Origin of the sequence: Marinobacter sp. (assembly GCF_033722735.1) — a bacterium.
Taxonomy (GTDB): Bacteria; Pseudomonadota; Gammaproteobacteria; order Pseudomonadales; family Oleiphilaceae; genus Marinobacter.
The window spans coordinates 45,739-67,178 of record NZ_JAWVYN010000020.1; the positions used below are offsets into that span (position 1 = coordinate 45,739).

Consider the following 21,440-nt stretch of genomic DNA (forward strand, 5'->3'; position numbering starts at 1 on the left):
CCCGTTCTAGGTTCGGTGGTCTATTGTTGAATTCGGCGAATGGCGGCCTGGAGCGCCAGGTCGTAGCCCAGGCTGCCGAGTCCACAGATAACGCCCACGGCGATATCGGAGAAATAGGAGTGATGCCGGAAGGCTTCCCGGGCATGCACGTTTGACAGATGCACTTCGATGAACGGAATGCCGGAAGCCAGGATGGCATCCCGCAGCGCCACGCTGGTGTGGGTGAAGGCCGCGGGGTTGAAGATGACAAAATCCACCCCTTCCGTTCGTGCCTCGTGCAGGCGTTCAATCAGTTCATACTCGGCGTTGGACTGCAGGTGCATCAGGTGATGGCCCTGGTCCGCGGCTTGCTGGTGGAGGCGGTCGTTGATGTCGGCCAGGGTTTCGTGGCCGTATACCTCCGGTTCCCGGGTTCCGAGCATGTTCAGGTTGGGGCCGTGGAGAACCAGAATTGTGGACATAAATCTATCGTGCCTTGCCGTTGCTTTCTGACAGGATTGCCGAACTTCGCGACATTTTCCAGCAATACTGCGTATCTACACCATTAAATTCAATACATTTTGACTTTCTGGTTGTGACAATTCCAAGACACCCTCCGTCCAATCAGGCCCAAATGCCTTGATCACGCCATTCCGGCAGTGCTGCCAGCGTGTCTATTGTGGGAAGCCCGGCTCGGGGCGTCCATAAGACGTTGGTTTCATAACCGGATGGCTAGTGGACGACAGGTTTCGGTGGCAGGCGGTCTTCAGGGCCGGACTGGGCGTGTCCTGAGGGGCGGGAGATGAAGGGCGCTGCTGGCCCCCCCGGGTAGCGGGGGGCATTGAGAGGTCATTGTGGAGAGGCCTTGAAGCAGGCCCGGGCCGGACTGGCTCCGCTCTGAGGGGGTCAGTCCTGGGCCGGTAGCACACAGTTGCGGCCGTCCGCCTTGGCCCGGTACAGGGCCCGGTCGGCCCGTTCGCACAGCTCCTGGGCCGAGTCGCCGGTCCAACTGGCGATGCCGCAACTGAAGGTGACGTGGAATTCCCGGTCGCCGGCGGGCTGGCCCAGCTCCGAGAACCGCTCACGAATCTCATTGAGTACCGCACGGGCGTCGCTCTCGCGGGTGCCGGGGAAAATCACCGCAAACTCCTCACCGCCATACCGGCCGATGTGATCCGTCTTGCGCAGCCGTTGCTTGAGGAACATGGACAGGCTGCGCAAGACGCGGTCGCCGATGGGGTGGCCGAAGCTGTCGTTGACCTTCTTGAAGTAATCGATGTCGAGCATCGCGAAGCACAGTGGCTGCTCTTTCTGTCGGGCCTTGACGATTTCCTGCTCCAGCAGGTGCAGGGTGTGGGTGTGGTTGAACAGCCCGGTCAGGCTGTCGCGGATCATCAGCGCCAGCAGCGAGCGGGCGCGACGGCCCCGGTTGTGGATGGTGGCCACCAGGTGCTTGGGGTCGATGGGCTTGGTGAGGAAGTCGTCACCGCCCAGGCTCATGGCATGCAGCTGCTTGCCCACATCGTCCTCGGCGGAGAGGTAGATGATCGGTACGCTGTGGAAGCGGTCCTGCTGGCGGATCACCCGGGCGATCTCCATGCCGGTGCAGCCGGGCATGTACATGTCCAGGATGATGATCTCCGGCGAGAACTGCTCCAGGGCGTGGATGATCTGCATCGGGTCGGTGATGATGTGGGCCTTCATGCCGGCTTTCTTCAGCACCGTTTCCATGAACTTGGCCTGGGCCCGGGAATCGTCCAGCACCAGCACCCTGTAGGGCTCCACGGTATTGCCATGGGTGTAGGCTTCGATCTTCTCGATCAGTTGCCCCGGATCGACCGCTGGATAGAAATACTCCTCGCCTCCACACCGGGAGGCGCGCAGCCGGGTCTCGATGCTGCCGTCCTCGTCGCTCATGAAGATGACCGGGATTGGGGTTTCGTGCCGTTCCTGAAGTTGCTCAATGGTGTCCAGACCCTGACAGGGGGCGCCGCCGAAGCTGACATCCATCAGGATGGTTTCCGGCTTGTGCATGGCGCAGGCTTCCAGCAGGGAAGCGGCGTCATCGAACGCCGAGGCACGGAAGCCGAAGAACTCCAGTTGCTTGATCAGCCGGTTGGCGATGTCGCCGTTGCCCAGCGCAATGTACACCGGTGTGCGGCGGAAGGTGCGGGGCGGTTCGTCCAGGTCCTGGTCGGTACGGCGCAGGGTGCTTTGGGACAGCCGGTCCAGGGTCTCCTGGAGCTGGGGCACGAGGTCCGCCGGTATCGCTGCGCCTTCGGGCCACCGGGTCAGTTGCTCGGCGAGCCGCCGACCGGCTTCGGCGTGCTTTTGCATGTCAAAGCGCTGGGCGTAGCGGGTTAACTTGTCGATGGCGGTATGGAAATCCTGGTACCAGGCGCCGGCGTCATCCGGGGACGCCTGGATCTTCTGCCAGGTGTCCAGGACAACGCGGGCCTGGGTGGTCACTCGCCGGGCAAAGTGCTGCCGCAGCTTTTCCTTCTGGGTGTCATCGTTCATGTCGGTCCGGCCTGTCTTTTTTTCATTATTGGGTTCAGGACCAGCGGGGGAACTCCTGGAGGCACCGGTATCTGGCCCTGCTGGTGAGCCGATGGGCGACCGGGGAGCACGGAATTCCCGGATTCTGAACCGCTTTTTGCACACTAGTCTGATAACAGAGTCTATAGTGTTTAATGTTGTCGGCGTAGGTCACGCTATGTAAACGTTTGTCATTTATTATCATCGGTTAATCAGAAGCTCCTTAATGGCGGTGAACGACGATTGCCGATCAGGTGCAGCGAAACATGGAGCGGACGTGCTTTGATCTTCAGCGGCAATCCGGCGCGGTTACCCTGCGTGCGGTGTTGCTGGTCTTCACGGGCAGCCTGATCCTGCTGTTGCTGCTGGCCAGCATTGCCTTGAGCCTGAACAGCTTCCGGGACTACATCTCGGGCCAGTTGGCCGACCACGCCCAGGACGGCGCCACAGCCCTGGGCATGTCCCTGTCCCACGCCATCGACGGCCGCGATCCGGTCGCGTCGTCGTCCCTCATCGATGCCGCCTTCGACAGCAGTCGCTACCTCAGTGTTCAGTACCTCGACAACCAGGAGAACATCATTGCCGGCCGGGCGGTACCGTTGCGCAACATGGGGGTGCCTGGCTGGTTTGTCCGCCTGGCCAATATCCCGCTCACCGAAGGACGGGCGGAGGTGACCCGGGGCTGGAACCTGCTTGGCACCATCCGGGTGATCAGCAACCCCCGGGCGGCCTATCAGGACCTGTGGAACATCACGCTGGCAATTATCGCCCTCAACGCCATCGTGGGCGGTCTGGGGTTGGTGGTGCTGTACCTGATCCTGACCCGGACCCTGGGCCCGCTCAGGCAACTGGAGGCACAGGCCCAGGCCGTGCGCCGCCGGGATTTCAGCCGTCGTGTGCCGCTGTCATCCACCCGGGAACTGAATCGGGTGACCCATGCCATGAACCAGATGGCGGACGACCTGGGCGTGCTGTTCGAGGGGCAGGGCAAGCTGATCCAGCACCTGCGCCAGATCAACAACGAAGATCCCATCACCGGCCTGGCCAGTCGTCTGGCCTTCGATCAGCGCCTGCGGGTGGAGGTGGAGTCGGAGGAGCGGGCCTCCCCTGGCGGGCTGCTGCTGATGCAGCTGGGGGATTTTTCACATTTCAACCAGCGCTTTGGCCGTGAGGCCGGGGACCGGTTGCTGGCCCGGGTGGCCGATGCGGTCAAGGGCTTTGTGCTGGAGCACGCCGGTGCCTTTGCCGGCCGGCGGATCGGTGCGGAGTTTGCCATCTACATTCCCGGGGTGTCGATGGCGGACATGCTGCACTGGGCCAAGGAACTGGTGAATTCGGTCGACAGCACCTATTCGGACGCAGCCATCCCCCTGGACGTGGCGGTCTACGGTGGCGTGGCGCAGGCGGTGGAGGACATGACCATCGACGATCTGCTGTCGGCCGCCGATGCGGCCATGCGACGGGCCCAGGACGAGGGCGTCACCGGGTGCCAGGGCACCGAGCCCAGCCGGGCTGGTCACCACGGCATTGAGACCTGGCGGGAACTCATCACCGAGGCCGTGGACAGCCGGGCGGTGGAGCTGTGGCAGCAGCCGGTGATGCGTCCAGGGGACGGCGGCCCGGCGTTCCATCAGGTGTTCTCCCGCATTCGCTGTGAAGGCGAGTGGGTCAAGGCGGGCGTCTACGTGCCCATGGCGGAACGGTTCGGATTGATGTCCGAGGTGGACCTGCTGGTCACCGACAAGGCCGTGGAGTGGCTACGGGCCGACCCCCAGCGGCAGCTGGCGCTGACCATCGGGCATTCCTCGGTGGCGGACACCACCTTCCGGGAGGCCTTCATCGACGCCCTGGGCCGGGCAAGCGACGTGCGTCAGCGGCTGCTGGTGGGGGTCTCGGAACAGACCATCCATCATCACCGCAAACCGGCGACGGCCCTGGCGCTGGCTCTGCGCAAGCTCAAGGTTGGTATGGTGGTGGACCATTTCGGTGTGGGTGGGGTACCGTTCAATTATTTGCAGGGGCTCCCCATTCGCGCCCTGCGCATCGATAACAGCTTTGTCCACGGCGTGGATACCCATGACGACAACCGTTTCTACCTGGAATCGGTGATCTCCATCGCCCACAGCCTGGGAGTGCAGGTGTTTGCCACCGGCGTGGAAACCGCCGACGAGTGGCGGGTGCTTCAGGCCATCGGCGTGGACGGCGCCATGGGTTACCATCTGGGGCGGCCGGAACGGGCAAGCGGTTCGGAGCAACAGAGGCCACAGTAGCATTGCAGATCCGAGGGGATTCCGTCATCGTAACCGACTGATGCACAACGGCGCCTCTATCGGGGAGGTTGGCCATCGGCAAGCACAGAAGATAAGGAACAGGGCGGCATGCTAAGTCGAGCGAAAGAGTATTTACAGGATCGTAGGGACGATGTGCAGGATTACGCCGGCGGGTTCGGCAAATGGATCCTGGTGCTGATCGCGATTTACCTGTTGGTCACCCTGGTGCTGGGGATGATCTGGAGCAGTGAGCCGGACACCTTCTCGGTGCGCGAGCATACCCGTACCGTGGCCGCGGAGATGAATCGGGAGCCGGTGACCGGCTTCGCCACCACCGTCACCATGATTCGCATCGCCGAAACCCTGCTGGACAAGCCTGGGGGGTACCTCTCCAACGACGTGTTCCCGCCCGGGCTGTGGCTGGACAATATGCCGGCCTGGGAATACGGCGCCCTGGTCCAGTTGCGGGACCTGTCCCGGGCCATGCGCAAGGACATCAGCCGCTCCCAGAGCCAGTCCGCGGAGGACCCGGACCTGGTGGTGGCCGAGCCCCAGTTCCATTTCGACAGCGGCAGTTGGGCCATCCCCTCCACCGAGGCCGAATACCGCCGGGGGGTGACCGCGCTCTACCGTTACCTGGACCGCTTGTCGAACCCCAGCCAGCCCGAAGCGCAGTTCTTCGCCCGTGCCGATAACCTCAACAACTGGCTGGCGGATCTGGAAACCCGGCTGGGCAGCCTGTCGCGGGTGTTGGGCGAGAGCGTCGGCAAGGCCTCGGTGTCCGAGTCCCTGGCCACGGACAATGAACAGGACCCTCTCACCGACACCGAAAACGGCGAGCAGATCAAGACTCCCTGGACCCAGCTGGACGATGCGTTCTACGAGGCACGGGGCACCGCCTGGGCCCTGCTACACATCTTCCGCGCCATCGAGGTGGACTTCCGCAAGGTGTTAAACGACAAGAACGCCAGCGCCAGCGTGCGACAGGTCATCATTGAGCTGGAAGGCAGCCAGGGCGCCATGTGGAGCCCGATTATCCTGAACGGCAGCGGCTTTGGCGTGTTGGCCAACCATTCCCTGACCATGGCGGCCTACCTGTCCCGGGCCAATGCCGCCATCATCGATTTGCGGGAACTGCTGTCCCGGGGGTGAATCTTGGCGAGCTGCGATAATGTGGCCTGGTTGCAATGGCCAGGAAATGTGTAGCCCTGGCCATAAGCGCTGAATCGGCCGGCGCGACTTGATTACAATTACGTCATCTTATTATTATCGGATCGAACCGATCTTACGGTCGGTCTCCGTCGCCGCACCGTCGGGGCCGCTTCCGCGCTGCCTTGACCGTCGGGTTGTCGCTCCGCACCCGACAGGCCCCCTGTCGACACGTCTGGGGCAAGGCAATCAATGAATACGGCTCAATAGGGAATCTCTATATCGCCGGATACAAAAAGGAGAGTTATGTCATGAAACGAGTATTGGCCCTGTTCTCGGTGCTATTCCTGTTCAGTACCAGTGCTGCCGCCTTCGATGGCTATGTGGATGTCACCAACAACACCGGCTACGACATTTACTACCTGTATGTCAGTAACGCCCGCAGCGACAGCTGGGAAGAGGACGTGCTGGGCGACGACATCCTCGAGGATGGTGAGACGGTACGGGTGAAAGTGCATAAGCAGAAAACCTCCGTCTTCGATATCAGGGCCGAAGACGAGGACGGCGATACCTACACCGTCTGGGAACTGGATATCGCCACCGAAGACCTGGTGCTGACCCTGGATCACCTCGACGCCGGAAACGATCAGGGCGATTTTGACGGCTATGTGGATGTCACCAACAACACCGGTTACGACATCTTCTACCTGTACGTCAGCAATGAGGAAAGCAGCGACTGGGAGGAAGATGTCCTGGGTGACGACATCCTTGCCAACGGCGAGACCGTCCGCGTGACAGTGAACAACCAGGACTCCTCGGTCTTCGATATCCGTGCCGAAGATGAAGACGGTGATACCTACACCATCTGGGATCTGGACATTGCCACGGAAGACCTGGTGCTGACCCTGGATCACCTGGACTGAGGTCTGGCGAAATCACGGCACGGGGGCGCCAAAGGCGCCCCTTTTTTTGGGGTTAAATTGTAGCTGAGCATAAATAACACTTGCCAGCCGGCCGCAATGGGCTTATTAAACACCCGGTAAGGCCCGCGGTTGCGGGTTATTGAGGTCCTATCCGGTCGCCAGCGGCTATCGGTCAGAAGAGGGTGGCCCCTTGACAGCTCTGAGCATCGCGCAACGCGATAACGGTGAGGGAAGTCGTACTCACCTCTACGAAACCATTGCCAACGATCTGCGGGAAACCGGCTACAGCATCAACGTGGGTGCGTTACCACAGGATCTGGCCAAGTCCCTTTGGCAGTATGTACAGGCGATGTCCAACCAGGCGTTCGATCCGGCCGGCATTGGCCGTGAGCAGGACCATATGCTCAACCATTTTGTCCGTAGCGACGAGATCTGCTGGATCACCGGTGAGACCGAACCGTGCCGCCAGTGGTTGCAATGGAGCACCGATCTCCAGGCCTACCTGAACCGCCGCCTGTTGCTGGGCCTGTTTTCCTTCGAGAGTCATTTTGCCCATTACGCCCCCGGCGACTTCTACAAGAAACACATGGATGCCTTCAAGGGGCAGGCCAACCGAATGCTGTCGCTGGTGGTTTACCTCAATCCTGGCTGGCGGCCGGATGACGGTGGCGAGCTGGTGTTGTACACCGGCGAGGAGGGCGACGCGTCGATCCGGGTGACACCGGGGTTCGGCACGGTGGTGGCGTTTCTCAGCGAAGAGTTTCCCCATGAGGTGCTCCCGGCCGCCCGCGACCGTTACTCCATTGCCGGCTGGTTTCGGGTCAATACGTCCCATTCCGGACGGGTGGACCCGCCGCGTTAGCCGTGGAGCGGCATGTTGGCGTGAAAGGCGCTAAGCTTCGGGAAGTTCTTTTCTAACTCCCGGAACCGATGGGCCCGAGCGTCATGATGGACAGGCATAGGGAAGCCGCCGCCAACAGCATTGCCCTGTGGTGGGTGGCGTTGGCGGCAGCGCTGATTCCCCTGGTGACCACCCACACCACCTACCTGGTCTCCGCCCTGGAAGGCCATGTGTCCTGGTGCATCCCCTATTGGGACAGCTGCACCAGCATCAGCCGGACCGGCCGCCAGGGCACGTCCTACTTTATCTTCAAGGGGGCGATGATCCCGGCGGCGGTGGCCGGCGCCCTGTTCTGGTTGCTCAACGGCCGTTGGCTGCGCCAGTTGGGGGCCCAGGGAGCGAGTGTGGCCTGGCTCACCTGGCTGGGCTTCGGTGCCTGCGTCGGGTTGGTGATCTACACCCTGGTGCTGGGGCATATCGGCGAAACCTATTTCGCCATCCGCCGTGTGGGGGTGATTCTGTATTTCTCGCTGACCTACATTGCCCAGTTGCTGATCAGCAGCCGCTTGCGCTCGATTGCCCATTGGTACCCCCAGGGCCAGCGGCTGCTGTGGCTGTGCGAGCTGACCCTGGCCATTGGCATCCTGTCGGTGATCCTGCAGGGCGTGGTCCCCGCTCTCTACGACGACATCGAGAATGCCTTTGAGTGGACCTTCGCCCTGCTGATCAACCTCCATGCGCTGTGGGTGGCCGTGTTGTGGCGGCGCAGCGATTTCAGGGCACGCCTGTGGCTGGTGAGCCGGCCCTGACAACCCGGATACGTTGGCCAACGAGCAATAGTAGTGCGAGCAATTTTTATTTACACTGGCGCGAATTTCAGTTCGGGGCCGGCGGTCGGCGCCGCTCATGTGCGACAGCGTTAGGTGTGGGTCATGGACCTGATGGTTGAAATATTCGCGGTGCTGGATGCCACGGTCATCGAACCGGTCAGCAAGAAGTTTCTCGGCATCTTCGATCTCAACGGCCGTTTCGGCGTGCTGTTCCTGGCCATTTCCTACCTGGTAGCCCTGGCGTTGTACCTGCGGCGCAAACGGGATGGCACCACCCACGCTTCCAGTTACTGGCAGTTTCTTGGCGGCAACCGGGTTCACTTCCACCGCTCGGCGCTGGTGGATTACCAGTACTATTTCCTGCGGGCCGTGCTCAAGGTGGTGTGCGTGCTGCCGGTGGTGGCCATCGTCGACCCCTATGTGTTCAGCTCCGGGGACTGGGTCGGTTTCTTTACCAACCTGTGGGGCGAGCGGCCCAGGTTGGGGCAAGACTTGGGGTTGATGCTGCTGTACGGCCTGGGGGTCTTCCTGGTGGGGGACTTCGCCCACTACTGGGTACACCGCCTGTTCCACTCCCGCTGGTTCTGGGAGTTCCACAAGGTCCATCATTCCGCCGCGGTGCTGGTGCCACCGACGGCCAGCCGTATCCACTTTGTCGAGAAGATCGTCGAACGCCTGGCCGACGCGGTGCTGATCGGCCTCTACGCGGGCACCTTCTACTACCTGTGCGGCGGTGAGGTCAGTCGATACAAACTGTTTGGCGTCACCTACCTGGTGTTTATCTTCAACACCTTCGCCGCCAACCTGCGGCACAGCCACATCTGGCTGTCGTTCGGGCCCCGCCTGGAGCACATCATCAACAGCCCGGCCCAGCACCAGATTCACCACAGCGATGCCTCCAAGCACTTCAACAAGAACTTCGGCACCAATCTGTCGATCTGGGACTGGATGTTCGGCACCCTCTACGTCACCAGTTACCAGCCCGAACCGATCACCTTTGGGGTGGGTGACGCCGAGAACCGGCGCTATCAAACCCTGCGCAGCCTGGTGTTCCGGCCCTTCGCGGTGATCGGCCGAAAACTCTGGGGTGGCCTGGTGCCGACCGGGCAGAAGGCTGATCCGGGACGCTAGCATGGGCGGAGCCGGCGATACCCTGGTGGCCGTCTACGGCACCCTCAAGCAGGGCGAGGGCAACCACCGCTGGCTGGCCGGCTCGCCAAGGCTTGCCCGCTGTCTCCTGAGGGGGATCACCCTGTACGACCTGGGCCCCTATCCCGGCGCCAGGCTCGAGCCCAGCGAGGGGGTGGAGGTGGAGATCTATCGCGTCAGCCCTGAGACGCTGCAACAACTGGACCGGCTGGAGGACTACCGTCCGGCCAATCCCGCCGCCGGCGAGTACGGTCGGGTTCAATTGGAAACGCCGGTCGGCCTGGCCTGGGTTTATATCTACAACGGCGCCATCAACGACTTGCGGGCCATCCGCAGGGGTGGCTGGCGCCGCGCCTGAACCGACCCGGCGCAAAAAATTGTGCCGCGATCTCAAGGTGGCCCGCCTTGCCGTGGACCCCCGTCGTCATCCCGGCGACTATGCCCCGCAGGCTGGAAGGGGGCACCCGAGTCGCACCTTCACGGTGCTGCCAAGCGGTTATGGTCGGCTTGCCAGTTCCCTTTCCCAGACGGTTGGGCCCGCCAGCCACGGCCGCTGGCGCTGCCGTTCAGGCCAAAGTTCGCTCCCGTTTCGCGCCGCGCCATCCCCGAAGGCGGGTGCACAAGGCATTGATATTGTAAAGGAAGTTGGCGTGGCTGGGCTGGAGTGAACGCCAGGGCCTGGTGCGTGACACGGCTTTGTCGCAGGGGCTTCATATCCAAGACGTATCTTCCTGGCTTGGGGGTTGCTTCGTGTTGTAACAGCGCCCTTACGACTTGAGTGAATGCCAGGCACGGAATCAAGGCGCTAATCGGCGAGGGCCCCTGACGGAGCGACGTCTGGCGGATGGCGCGCACGGGCGCATCTGGGCGGGTCACAGGATTTCACGGTTAACTTAGGGAAGGACACTGCAATGTCGAATCAAGACCGGCAACCGAATGTTCCCGATCAACAGCAAGGCCAAGAGCCAATGGGCCATCAGGAGGCTTCTGCATCCGCCGAGCCCCCGCTGCTTGAGTCGGTGGTGGAAGAGGCGAAGACGGAAAGCGCGGCCTTGGTGCCGTTCTCGGAGAGTGTGGCAGACAAGCGGTTTGCCCGCGACATCAACGCCAAGATTGACGAGGTGGAGGGGCAGGTCCAGTTCCTGGTGGACGCCTTTACCCGTTCCCAGCAGGCCTTGAGAGGGGTCATGGGCGACGTGAAATCCCAGACCGCGTTGGTGACCAGCGAGATCGAGCGTGTCACCGGGCTGATGCAGACGGCCGACGCCGAGCAGCGCGAGCGGCTCTCTGCGCTCGATCAACGCCTGCAGGCCTCCGTGGCCGAACTGACCCGTCGCCTTGGCGGGGTGGATGAGCAGTTGCACGCACACCAGGACGACATCGGGCGCCTGAAAACGGAACTGGACGAATCCCAGGCCCGCCTGGCGGATCGACTGCAAAGCCTGGAGACCGACACCCAACGCAACATCGACCAGCTGTCCCGCCAGGATGAGGTGCTGGAACAGGAACTGACCGCCCTGGCCAAGGAAACCGAGCGTGGTTTCGAACACAGCAAGAGCGAGCGTGAGACCCTCTTTGCCACCCAGCAGGTGCATCAGACCCGGCAGGAGGCTATGGCCACCCATCTGGAGTGTCTGCAGGAGCAGGCGGATCAACAGGGCGAAGGCCTGGCGGAACTGGGCACCACGGTCGCTGACCACCATGTGGAAAACCGGCGCCAGCACCGCCTCTTTGCCGTGGTGTCTGCGGTGGTGGTTCTGCTGCTGGTGGCGGCCGTGAGCTACCTGGAGCTGGCCCCTTCGGCCTCCAGCGAGCAATTGCAGGCCCAGGTCGGTGGCATCGAGACCCAGGTGGCGGGCATCGAGTCCCAAGTTGAGGCGCTTGAGCCGCGGGTTGCGGCGGCGGAGAGTGTGTCCACCGAAGTGGGTGACCTCGACTCCAAGGTGACCGGCCTGGAGGCCCAGGTCAGCACCCTGGAGAAGGAGCTGAAGGCGGCGGGCACAGTACCGGACAGCCTGGAAGACATTGCCAACAAGGTGGCCGCCCTGGAACTGAGCGTGTATGGCCCGCCCGAGGCCGACCTGCCGGCCACCCCGGTGCTGACCATCGAAGACGCCAGCTGGGTGGCCGAGCGGAATGCCAGCCATTACAGCATCCAGCTGTTGGGGGCCTACCGCGAGGGATCGGTGGTGGCCTACACCAACCAGCATGCCGAGTCCCTGGGGGACCATCCACTGTCACTGACCCAGAGCGAATATCGGGGCCGCAGCTGGTACAACCTGTTCTACGGCGACTTCGCCAGCTTCGACGCGGCCCTGGCGGCCCTGAACGCCCTGCCGCCCGGCCTGCAACAAAACGGGCCCTGGATTCGTACGCTGTCGTCGATCCAGCAGTCCGCAATCCAGTAACCCGTGGCTGTCCTTGCACAGACGCCTGGCTATTGCCGGGCGTTTGTGGTTTTGGCTCTCGCCGGAGACAGCCGTCCCCCGAGCACCGCCGCCACCAGGTAGCAGAGGCTGGCGCATCCCATCAACGCCGCAAAGCCCCAGTGCATGGCGATCAGCACCGCCGCCAGGGAGCCCAGTACGCTGGTGAAGCCGTTGACCCCCCAGGCCCAGGCGATGGTCGCACTGCCTGTTGCCCGCAGGCGGCGCATCCCCTGGGGCAGGGCGCAGCCCATGGGCAGTGCGACGGCAAACACCGCCAGCGCCACGAAGCCGGCGCGGGCAGGGAGCGGCCAGCCGGCGGCGAGGGAAAAGCCGTGGTCAAACAGCACCATCCACAGCGGCGCCAACATCGCCGGCACCAGCAGCCAGAGCGCAAGCCGGCGGTCTGGCATGGCGTCGGAGCCGAGCCAGTAACTGCCAACACCGGCACCCACCAGCATGGCCGCCACCACGACGCTGAAGGCGGTGCTGGTGGCGTCCAGCAGCAGCGTGCTCTTCTGCAGCAGGCCAATCTCCACAAACATGAAGCCCAGCCCCAGGGCGCTGAAGTACAGCCCTGTCACCAGCCGTCGTGGCCGGAGGCAATCGATGGGGCGGGGGCGCCAGTGGGTGAGGGCCAGGGGTGTCAGGATGGCGGCCACGGCCAGCAGGAGGCCGATCAGCAACGCACCCCAGTGCAGCAGGTAGCCCCAGCCGAGATGGGCCCGCCAGGTGGGGCCAAACCGGTCCCGCAACAGCGGTACAGCGTCGGCGCGAAAAAAACGGTGGTAGAAGGGGCGATCGTCGGTAGTGGCGGAAATGTCGTAGGGATACTGGCTTGCCAGGGCCGTCAGCCCGCGGGCCAGGATCTGTTGAAACGGCCCGTAGAGTTCCCCCTGCTGACGCCGGTGGAAGCGATTGCTGTCGCTGGCTTGCAGGCGGGGGAGGGCGACCAGGTCGAATCGCCAGCGTTGGGCGAAGGCTCGCAGCCGGTCCTGTTGGGCGGGCGTCATCGGAGCGGCGCTCACCAGCAGTACCAGGGTACGCCAGTCCCGCAGGGCGGCCACATGCCTAGGCGGATGCCGACCACTGCGGCGTAGTGCCTCCACCGCCGTGGCCAGCAGGCGCAGGCTGTACCGGGGTAGGGCCTTGATGTCGGTGACTACGGCAAACACGCCCTGATGGCCAAGATCCGCCAGGATATCGGCGAAAGCCTCCACGGTGGTGTCGTAGCGAATGGCGCCGGCGGCCAGGCCCGCCTCCGGTGCGCTCAGCTCCAGCAACACCAGGTCAAACGGCCCGTTGATCGCGGCGTGGAAGCGACGCACCGAGATGGCGCTCAGCATCGCTTTCGCCGGCAGGTAGCCCGGTCCGGTGGCTCCGTCGATCTGGCCGGTGAGCAGTTCAATCAATGCCCCATTGGTGGTGGTCATCTGCAGCTTGCGGGGGGTGTGCCCGGCCGCCACCCAGGCCTGCCAGCTGCCCTGGGTGTGCAGCACGACGGACGGTTGCGGTGGCGCCAGCCGGAAGCCGGCCGCCGAGATCACCCCCGGTTGTGGGCCCGGTGGGGCGCGGGGGCTCAGTAGCGGGGTGCCACCGTCGCCGTCGAAGAACAGCCGGGCCTGGGGCGGCGCCTCGTCGGTCACCGCGATGCTCTGGCCGGGCGCGGCGTGCAGGCCGGGCGCTTCCAATACCGCCAGGCGCGCCTCCGGGGTATCCCGCTGCCAGATCACGCGAGCGTCGCGGGTGGCCAGCTGAGTGGGCAGTTCCTTGTACGCCGCCGGCGCCACCGTCACCCATCCGAGCGGCTCGGCTGCCAGTCCCAGCGCCAGCAGGCCGGCACCCACAGACCGTGCGGGCATGGGCAGCCGCAGCAAGACAATCGCCAGGGCAGCGCTCAGGGCACACAGCGTCAGCACCTGTTCCAGCGACAGCCAGTGCAACGCCAGGGGCACCGCCAGCGCCCCGGTGGCGCTGCCGATCAAGTCGGCGGCATAGAGCCGGCCGATGTGGCCCGGCCAGCGCACGAAACAGCTGGTGATGAACAACGCCCCCAGGAAGAACGGTACCAGGAAGCCGGCGGTGTAGAGCGCAAAGCCAGCTAGCTCCTCCGGGCGCCAGGCCAGGGCGGGCAGGGTCAGGTCAATGTGCCCGGCGAGGGTCAGGCTGAGGGGCAGTGTCAGCGCGAATCCGGCGGCGGACACCAGCAGCCAGGCGGGCGTGCGACGCTGGATGGCGGTAGCGGTCAGACTGGCGAAGGCGCCCGCGGCACCAAAGCCCAGCAGGCCCAGGGCAATGACCAGGGCGGCCAGGTGATGCAGGTGCTGGATCGCGATCACCCGGGTCAGGGCCACCTCGAAACCGAGGATGCCGGCGGCCACCAGCGCGAGCGCCAGCAACTGGCCGGAACCGGGGGCGTCGTGGGTCACGGCTCAGTCCGTCGGCTGCCGTGTCAGGGGGACGAACCGCACCGGCAGCAAGCTCTCGGTGGTGGTTTCCCCGGCCTCGTCCTTCTGCACCAGCATCAGCGTCTGGGCGCCCCAGCGGGGACCGACCGGAATCACCATGCGGCCACCGGGGCGCAGCTGGCGAATCAGCGGCGGCGGAATATGAGCGGCCGCCGCGGTCACCAGGATGCGGTCGAACGGCGCCTCCTCCGGCCAGCCGTAGTAGCCGTCGCCCTCCCGGGTCTGAATGCGGTGATAGCCCAGCACTTCCAGGCGATTTCCGGCCTGGTGGGCCAGTGGCGTGATGATCTCGATGGAGAAGACCCGGTCGGTGAGTTCGGCCAGAACTGCCGCCTGATAGCCCGAGCCGGTGCCGATCTCCAGGACCTTGTGATGGGGGGCCACCTCTGCCAATTCGGTCATCAGCGCGACGATCAGCGGTTGGGAAATGGTCTGGCCATAGCCGATGGGTAACGGTTTGTTGAGGTAGGCCTGCGCCTGCAACCGCTCGGGCACGAAGCGATGGCGGGGCACCGCCAGCAGGGCGGCACGCACGCGCGGGTCGTCGATCATCAGGTCCGGACTGACGCCACGCAAAGACTGCACCAGCGCCCGGCGTTCGGCCAGGCGGTCGGCGTCGGCCAGCGCCGGGGGGCATAGGCCCACAAATATCAGGCCACAGAGCAGGGGCAGCAGCAGACTCGTGTATCGGTGAGGGCCATGCATCGCTCCAATCCCTCCTGCGCCGACGGGATCTTCGCGCGCTGGGTGGTCGCAACGGGAGACTGCCACTTCTATCGTGGGGCAGGCTCCTACCTCAGTTTAGTGGCTAGCGGGGGACCTTCAAGGCGGCCCGAGCGAAGCGGGGGGGGGGGAGCTCCTAACCCTCCATGTCGGTCGTCATTGGATTGGTGTTTCGCAGGTCCAGCTCTCCAATCCCCGGTAGCTTGATGCCCAGTTCCAGGCAGCCTTCGTGCTTGCGAGGCATTCTGGCGCCCCTTCCTTGCGAGCTCCGGGGAAGGCACGAGAAGTGCGTTGGATAGCCTTAGCTACATCGACTCGGTGGCGAGTGGGGGCGAGGTACCTGGAAGTAGCGGAGCGACTGCATGGCTGAATATAAGGATCGGCTCGGGGCATAAAAAAAGCCCCTGAAATCAGGGGCTTTTTCGCGGGAGTTTGGTGGAGACGGCGGGGATCGAACCCGACGCCTGAGCCTTTCAGAGCACCACTGTAAGCCACAATTTACCAAAAATCAGTTAGCTACGAAATCGCATCACCACAGAGAACCGCGCTCAAGCACAGCTGCGTGGACACTTCGTTGACACTTCCGTTAAGCTCAGGACCGGGTTTCAAAGGAGTGAAAGATGTCCTGGTTTAAGATTTTCTCAGCTGTCGTCATCGGCAATATTGTCTCGTGGACCATTATTTCAATCGTAGGCTTGATGATCTGGTCGGCAGTAATCGATTACCAGCTAGAGACTCTTTTCGGAAAGGACGCCCCGACGTTCCAGATACCAAGCACACCGCCGACCTCTTCCCGCAGCAATCAATCGGTATCACCGACGGACTTTATGGCGGAACAGCAGCGACAGCAGTCTCAGAGCCAGACGTCGCAAGTCCAGCAAAGCTCACGGCCCAGGGTTGATCCCAGTGTTGTTCGAACAAATCGCGAAATGTGTGAGTTTTGGACGGCGGAATACGGTAAGGATGGCCTGGAACAGAGCAGAAAGTATAAGGAAGCTGCTTGTGCTCGTTATCGCCGTAGTTTGAATTAGAAGGTAGGTGGTACAGGGGCCGGTGGTTACTGGCAGACGCAAAATCATCGGAATAGTGTGGCTGGACTGGATGAGCTCTGACACTATTTCATTTATGCCTATGGACCCGAATTCTCGTTGTTTGAAAATTTTATAATGAAATCAGTGGAATAGTCAGTAACAAAGGATGTGAGAGACGCATGGCTAAGTTTTTGAACACCAGCGCAACCAACTATTACCTGGAAGAGCTAATCAAGGGCGCATCTGAGCGGCTTATTTTGATAAGCCCTTTTCTCAAGCTCAATGATCGAATCAAAGAACTCCTAGAAGACAAGAATCGCCTCAAAATCGACGTTCGAATTGTATACGGCAAGAGTGAGCTGCAGCCCAACGAGATTAACTGGCTGAAAGAGCTTACTTTTGTGCGTACCAGTTTCTGTAAGAACCTTCATGCAAAGTGCTACATGAATGAAGATTCGTGCATTATCGGTAGCCTAAACCTTTACGAGTTTAGCCAGGTCAACAACAACGAGATGGGCGTTTACATTTCGCGTGATGATGACTCGGAGATTTACCGTGACGCTTACGAGGAAGCGCAGCGGATAATTCGGGTTAGTGATGAGATTCGGATTTCCCTGGAAAAGGTTGATAAGGATAAAAAAGAGTCGACAGAAAATACAGGGTCTTCAGAGCAAGCTGATAATATCAAGCTTACATCCTCAAAATTGGCGAAGAAACATGGCATGAAGACTCCGGAGTTATTGGAAAAATTCACAACATTGGGATATTTGATCCAGGAGGAAGGAAATCTTTCACTGACGGATAAAGGCAAGGATATTGGAGGTGAATTCAAATATAGTCAACGATTTGGGCCTTACTTTATTTGGCCGGCAGATATCGCTGTTGGTTGATTTCTTGGCTTATGTCCGGCATGCCGGGACAAATAATACATCTGTCCCGGTTTTCACGCGGTTTCAGTGGAAACAGTCGTACGAACATCATCAGCCGAAACACCCTCCAGGGGGCTGACAATCAAGCCGAAAGAGAACGGCAGCGAACCTTGGCTGCTCGAAGGGAGAACCGCGAAGAGCAGGAACGTCAACAGCGACAACGCCAGGCACGTTGTGATCGCTATAACGACCGTATCGACGTTATCGATGCTGAACTTCGTTCTGGCTATAGTGTATTCAGGGGAAATTATCTTCGATCTGAGCGACGAGAGGTCAGTCAGAAATGCTCAAGAGAGTGTATTTTGGGACCGTAAAATATATCCCAGCTTTATTGATCTGAAATGAATCTAGGGTTTCGCCTTATGGATAAGTATAAGTTATTGCAGAATCTCAGTTTTGGGGAGCGAATAGCTGAGCTGGAAGGGAATATTCTTTATAAGTACTTTGTTCAAACAGAAAATTGGAGGAAGCTCAGTTCGGGACGTACTGATGTAGTTTATGGGCCTAAAGGCTCTGGGAAGAGTGCTTTATACTTTTTGCTTTCTACCAATGACGGAGAGCTTTTTGATGATAATATAATACTGGCCCCATGTGTGAATGTTCAGGGAGCACCTATCTTTAAAGAGCTTTCAAATGATCCTCCGGTTGATGAGCAGGAGCTTATTGGGTTGTGGAAGCTTTATTTTTTAGTAGTTATCAGTGAAAGGTTTGAAGACTTTGGCTTTCGTGGAAAGTGCGCTTTAAAGCTTCGAAAGGCTTTGGAGTCTTCTGATTTGGTAAAAGATACAGGCTCTCTTTCAGGAAAACTTAATCGCGCATACGGCTATATAAAGAAGTTTTTCCGGCCTGAATCTGCAGAAGGAACGGTTCATCTAGATCCAGTTACTCAGTTACCGGTTGGTCTTACTGGTAAGATTAGTTTTTCAGAGCCTTCTAATATAGCTCAGAAGGAAGGGATTATTGGTATAGATGAACTTCTTCTTTGTGCAAATCAAGAGCTAGATGGTCAGGGCTTTTCTGTATGGTTGTTGCTGGATCGTTTAGATGTAGCGTTTTCTGAAGATGTGGAAATGGAGCGAGTGGCGCTAAGGGCGTTGTTTAGAGTCTATCTTGATATGGCTGCATACTCTCATATCAAAGCTAAGATATTCTTGCGCGATGATATATGGAATCGAATTGTCGATGGTGGGTTTCGAGAAGCAAGTCATATAACTAAGAATGTGAGAATATCTTGGAATAGGGCTTCGTTACTTAACTTGATAATCCGCCGATTACTGCATAATGAGGTATTTGTAAAAGAGTATGGCGTGGATGTGGAGAAAACTCTGAGTTCAGTCGATAAGCAGCAAGAACTTTTTTATAGAGTATTCCCTCAGCAGGTTGAGGTTGGACCAAACAAATCATCTACTCTTGATTGGATTCTATCTCGGACTAGAGATGGAAAACAGTTAAATGCACCTAGAGAGTTAATACATTTTCTAAATGAACTGGTTGCTGAACAACTTCGAAAATTTGAGATTGGAGGCGGGGAGCCTCCTGGTGAACAGTTATTTGTTCGAGGCGTTTTTAAGGATGCCTTGCCAGAAGTTTCGGTAGTTCGATTGACTCAGACAATTTACGCTGAGCATGATGAACTTCGGCCTTACATTGAGGCTTTGCGCGAATCAAAAACAGCGCATACTGTTGAAAGTCTTGGAAAAATTTGGGGAGTAGATATAGAGAAGGCAAAAGATCTAGCTAATCGTCTTGTGGATATTGGGTTCTTTGAAAGTCGTGTTAAAAAACAAGACTATTGGGTTCCGTTTCTTTATCGTGATGCCTTAAATATGATTCAGGGGTCATCCAGTTAATACTCAATATTCTATAGGGACCTATGGTTTTTAATCATAGGTCCTTCCCAACCCAAACAACCTTCCCAATAACCTCCAGGCTCTCCAGATCCGAACTGGAAATCTCCTGCGGCGGGTACTCCTTGTTGTCACTCAACAACTGCACCCCATCATTCCAAAGCGTCTGAATCCGCTTAACCAGCAAGTGGTCCCCGTTCCGGATTACGTAGATGTGCCCGTCCTGAAGTTTCCTCTCGCTGGTATCCACCATCACCGTCTCGTTGTCTGAGATCGTCGGCTCCATGGAGTCACCCTTGGCGAACACAAGCGCCAGGTCTTTTTCATTGAGTCCGCGAAAGCGGAGCCACTTGCGGCGGAATGCCAGTTCCCTGGTGGGTGACTCATCGCCGGCTAGTGAACCGTGACCTGCGGCCACCTGGACGTTGTATCCAGGAATAAGGGCAAATTCTTCGTCCAGGCGTTTTAGTTTCTCGATGTCTTCGCTGAGGCCAGCTTCGTTTTCTGCTATTCGGGCAGCCCCCTTGCCAGTCAGTACCCAGTTGGCATCGAAGCCCATGGTTACTAGTTTTTCCAGAACCTCTGCATCAGGTACTCGGTTTCCCCGCTCGTAGTGACCGAGTGAATTCTTGTGTACGCCTAATTCTTCGGCAAATGCTCCCTGGCTCTTGCTGCCTCGAATCTCCGAAAGCCTCTCTCCTATGGCTTTTGCAGTAGCGTTTTGTGTGTCCTGTTGCATTTTGTGTTTCGCTTTAATCAAAAAGGAACACGATAAGGTCTTGCAAAAGCACCTTAAAGTGTTATTCTGGTCTCAGTGACACACTAAAGTGTTCTTTATGAGTGTCGTTTTGTGTGCAAAACAGTGTAGCAGAGTGCAAAACAGTGGACGAGCAAAAACAAATCATCTTGCTAGCTACCCCGGTCATGACGCAGGAACGCTTTGCGCAACTGACCGGGCTCACGGAAGGGCAGGTCCGGGGCATGATCGAGAAGGGCCATTTGCCCTCCATCAAGATCGGCAAGCCCAGGCTGGTAAACGTCGCTCTGATCTCCCAGAACGCCATGGATGCGGAGGAATGGACATGATCACGTCTAAGCACGGAAAGCCGGGGGAGGGCATGACCCTTTCCCCTACCGATGACGAACTCAAGGCTCTTTTCTTTAAGGCTCTGACCGCCTGGGGTCAAAAGGATATTAACCAGTTTACCAACCTACGTACGGATCTCTTCGAACACGCCCGCCAGGAGCCGATGGGATTGGCTGCTCGCTTATTCCGAATCCTCGCTGCCATGGCGCACCTGACTGCGTTGCGTCCTGTGCCAGCCGAGGTCTGGGGACCCACTAAGAACCCCAGACACTCACTTTCGCTCACCTTCCAGGGCCCCGCCCCTCGCCTTGCCCTGATACCGGCCCTGGAAGGTCTTTTTACCACCCTCAGCCAGCGCCTTGAGCAACTGCGCGAGCTGAACACCGATCTGCCCGGCGACTACGTGGACCGCAGCAAGTCCGCCTTCACCGACGCCCTGCTGATCGAACTGGAACGCCAGGGCTACCACAGCCCCGGGTTCGACCGCCTGATTGCCCTGCGCGACGCCTGGGACAACGGCACCCTCACACCACAACACGGGAGTACACCCCATGAGCACCAAGAAGAAACAGTCCATGCGGCTGTACATCGACACGGACGCCTACCGGGAACTGCTGAGGCAGGCGGCCAACAAGGAAACCCTGAAAACCCCGGCGGAGTACGCGGCCGATCTCCTGAACTCGGCCATCGAGCAACGTCGCACCCAGACCGCGACATAACTCCGTGTTGTGTAGCTGCCCCCGTCATCCGTCACCGTCGGTATGAGGGCGACAGGCACAGCACGACGGGTCTGCAAGGCGGCCCGCAGGGCCAGCGCAGCGGGCCTTGTGGACCCGGCGGGCTTTGCCACATTGGCGACCGCCGGCGGTGATGGAGGGCGGGGGTAGCGGAACCGGCTGCCCTCTGATTCCAGAACCCGAGGTACCAAGACGGAGGCGAAGCCTCCGCAACAAACCCAAACCCCACCGCCAACAGGCGGATACCTGAAAACGAGGACTGAGGTAACCACCATGGAAAACTACCTGAACCTGATGATCATCGGCGCCACCCGTTACGACATCGACGGCAACAAGGGCGGCTCCCTGTGGGCTTACGCCCCCGCCGACGCCAACGAAGAACACCGCGTCGGCAACGAGGTGATGAAGATCGCCTGCGACTACAAACACATCGACCAGCTGCGCAACCACGCCGACAAACTCCCGGCCCCCTTCGTCGTGAAAGCCCAGATGAAAGCGGGCACCGGCGGCAAG

At 60.0% G+C, this 21,440-nt stretch carries 20 protein-coding genes; 14 read left to right on the plus strand and 6 right to left on the minus strand.

Annotated elements, in window-relative coordinates; genetic code table 11:
* Window positions 1-20: 20 nt before the first annotated feature.
* Complete coding sequence (gene aroQ, locus R3175_RS14270; RefSeq protein ID WP_318944990.1) at window positions 21-461, minus strand: type II 3-dehydroquinate dehydratase; 441 nt, start codon at window positions 459-461, stop codon at window positions 21-23.
* A gap of 424 nt (window positions 462-885) precedes the next feature.
* Window positions 886-2,499: a diguanylate cyclase gene (locus R3175_RS14275; RefSeq protein WP_318944991.1), complete on the minus strand. Its 1,614-nt coding sequence runs from the start codon at window positions 2,497-2,499 to the stop codon at window positions 886-888.
* A gap of 284 nt (window positions 2,500-2,783) precedes the next feature.
* Here R3175_RS14275 and R3175_RS14280 point away from each other — a divergent pair, with 284 nt between their 5' ends.
* From R3175_RS14280 to R3175_RS14315, 8 genes are all read left to right on the plus strand, one after another.
* The gene (locus R3175_RS14280) at window positions 2,784-4,787 is read left to right on the plus strand and encodes an EAL domain-containing protein (RefSeq protein WP_318944992.1); all 2,004 of its coding nucleotides are present in this window, start codon (window positions 2,784-2,786) and stop codon (window positions 4,785-4,787) included.
* Window positions 4,788-4,895: 108 nt separating this feature from the next.
* Window positions 4,896-5,939, plus strand: coding sequence for a DUF2333 family protein (locus tag R3175_RS14285; RefSeq protein ID WP_318944993.1), 1,044 nt, complete (start codon window positions 4,896-4,898; stop codon window positions 5,937-5,939).
* A 308-nt stretch (window positions 5,940-6,247) separates the two neighbouring features.
* On the plus strand, window positions 6,248-6,859 hold the full coding sequence (locus R3175_RS14290; protein WP_318944994.1) for a hypothetical protein: 612 nt from the start codon (window positions 6,248-6,250) through the stop codon (window positions 6,857-6,859).
* A gap of 190 nt (window positions 6,860-7,049) precedes the next feature.
* On the plus strand, window positions 7,050-7,721 hold the full coding sequence (locus R3175_RS14295; RefSeq protein WP_318944995.1) for a 2OG-Fe(II) oxygenase: 672 nt from the start codon (window positions 7,050-7,052) through the stop codon (window positions 7,719-7,721).
* Between the two features lie 83 nt (window positions 7,722-7,804).
* Window positions 7,805-8,509 (plus strand): hypothetical protein, encoded by a 705-nt coding sequence (locus R3175_RS14300; protein WP_318944996.1) that lies wholly within the window; start codon window positions 7,805-7,807, stop codon window positions 8,507-8,509.
* A gap of 123 nt (window positions 8,510-8,632) precedes the next feature.
* Entirely contained in the window at window positions 8,633-9,661 is a 1,029-nt protein-coding gene (locus R3175_RS14305; RefSeq protein WP_318944997.1) for a sterol desaturase family protein, read from the plus strand.
* A gap of 1 nt (window position 9,662) precedes the next feature.
* A complete protein-coding gene (locus tag R3175_RS14310; RefSeq protein ID WP_318944998.1) occupies window positions 9,663-10,037 on the plus strand; it encodes a gamma-glutamylcyclotransferase family protein in 375 nt (124 codons plus the stop codon).
* Between the two features lie 553 nt (window positions 10,038-10,590).
* A complete protein-coding gene (locus R3175_RS14315) occupies window positions 10,591-12,087 on the plus strand; it encodes an SPOR domain-containing protein (RefSeq protein WP_318944999.1) in 1,497 nt (498 codons plus the stop codon).
* A gap of 29 nt (window positions 12,088-12,116) precedes the next feature.
* Here the strand turns inward: R3175_RS14315 and R3175_RS14320 are convergent, their stop codons facing one another.
* Together R3175_RS14320 and R3175_RS14325 are read right to left on the minus strand one after the other, a co-directional pair.
* A complete protein-coding gene (locus tag R3175_RS14320; protein WP_318945000.1) occupies window positions 12,117-14,534 on the minus strand; it encodes a hypothetical protein in 2,418 nt (805 codons plus the stop codon).
* A 3-nt stretch (window positions 14,535-14,537) separates the two neighbouring features.
* On the minus strand, window positions 14,538-15,278 hold the full coding sequence (locus tag R3175_RS14325) for a protein-L-isoaspartate(D-aspartate) O-methyltransferase (RefSeq protein ID WP_318945001.1): 741 nt from the start codon (window positions 15,276-15,278) through the stop codon (window positions 14,538-14,540).
* A 638-nt stretch (window positions 15,279-15,916) separates the two neighbouring features.
* On the opposite strand from R3175_RS14325, the gene R3175_RS14330 reads away from it, so the two are divergent.
* The 3 genes from R3175_RS14330 (at window position 15,917) to R3175_RS14340 (ending at window position 19,106) form a co-directional block, all read left to right on the plus strand.
* Complete coding sequence (locus R3175_RS14330) at window positions 15,917-16,327, plus strand: hypothetical protein (protein ID WP_318945002.1); 411 nt, start codon at window positions 15,917-15,919, stop codon at window positions 16,325-16,327.
* Window positions 16,328-16,506: 179 nt separating this feature from the next.
* Window positions 16,507-17,217, plus strand: coding sequence for a phospholipase D family protein (locus tag R3175_RS14335; protein WP_318945003.1), 711 nt, complete (start codon window positions 16,507-16,509; stop codon window positions 17,215-17,217).
* A gap of 401 nt (window positions 17,218-17,618) precedes the next feature.
* Window positions 17,619-19,106: a P-loop ATPase, Sll1717 family gene (locus R3175_RS14340; protein ID WP_318945004.1), complete on the plus strand. Its 1,488-nt coding sequence runs from the start codon at window positions 17,619-17,621 to the stop codon at window positions 19,104-19,106.
* 34 nt (window positions 19,107-19,140) lie between these two features.
* Here R3175_RS14340 and R3175_RS14345 read toward each other — a convergent pair whose 3' ends face one another.
* On the minus strand, window positions 19,141-19,842 hold the full coding sequence (locus tag R3175_RS14345) for a helix-turn-helix transcriptional regulator (RefSeq protein WP_318945005.1): 702 nt from the start codon (window positions 19,840-19,842) through the stop codon (window positions 19,141-19,143).
* Between the two features lie 143 nt (window positions 19,843-19,985).
* On the opposite strand from R3175_RS14345, the gene R3175_RS14350 reads away from it, so the two are divergent.
* Window positions 19,986-20,189: a Cox family DNA-binding protein gene (locus R3175_RS14350; RefSeq protein WP_318945006.1), complete on the plus strand. Its 204-nt coding sequence runs from the start codon at window positions 19,986-19,988 to the stop codon at window positions 20,187-20,189.
* A gap of 272 nt (window positions 20,190-20,461) precedes the next feature.
* Here R3175_RS14350 and R3175_RS14355 read toward each other — a convergent pair whose 3' ends face one another.
* Window positions 20,462-20,728 carry a hypothetical protein gene (locus R3175_RS14355; protein WP_318945007.1) on the minus strand — a complete coding sequence of 89 codons (267 nt, stop codon included), beginning with the start codon at window positions 20,726-20,728 and terminating at the stop codon, window positions 20,462-20,464.
* 13 nt (window positions 20,729-20,741) lie between these two features.
* Between R3175_RS14355 and R3175_RS14360 the strand changes: the two genes are divergently transcribed.
* Together R3175_RS14360 and R3175_RS14365 are read left to right on the plus strand one after the other, a co-directional pair.
* The gene (locus tag R3175_RS14360) at window positions 20,742-20,909 is read left to right on the plus strand and encodes a hypothetical protein (RefSeq protein WP_318945008.1); all 168 of its coding nucleotides are present in this window, start codon (window positions 20,742-20,744) and stop codon (window positions 20,907-20,909) included.
* A gap of 291 nt (window positions 20,910-21,200) precedes the next feature.
* The coding region (locus R3175_RS14365; RefSeq protein ID WP_318945009.1) for a hypothetical protein at window positions 21,201-21,440 on the plus strand (240 nt) is incomplete at its 3' end.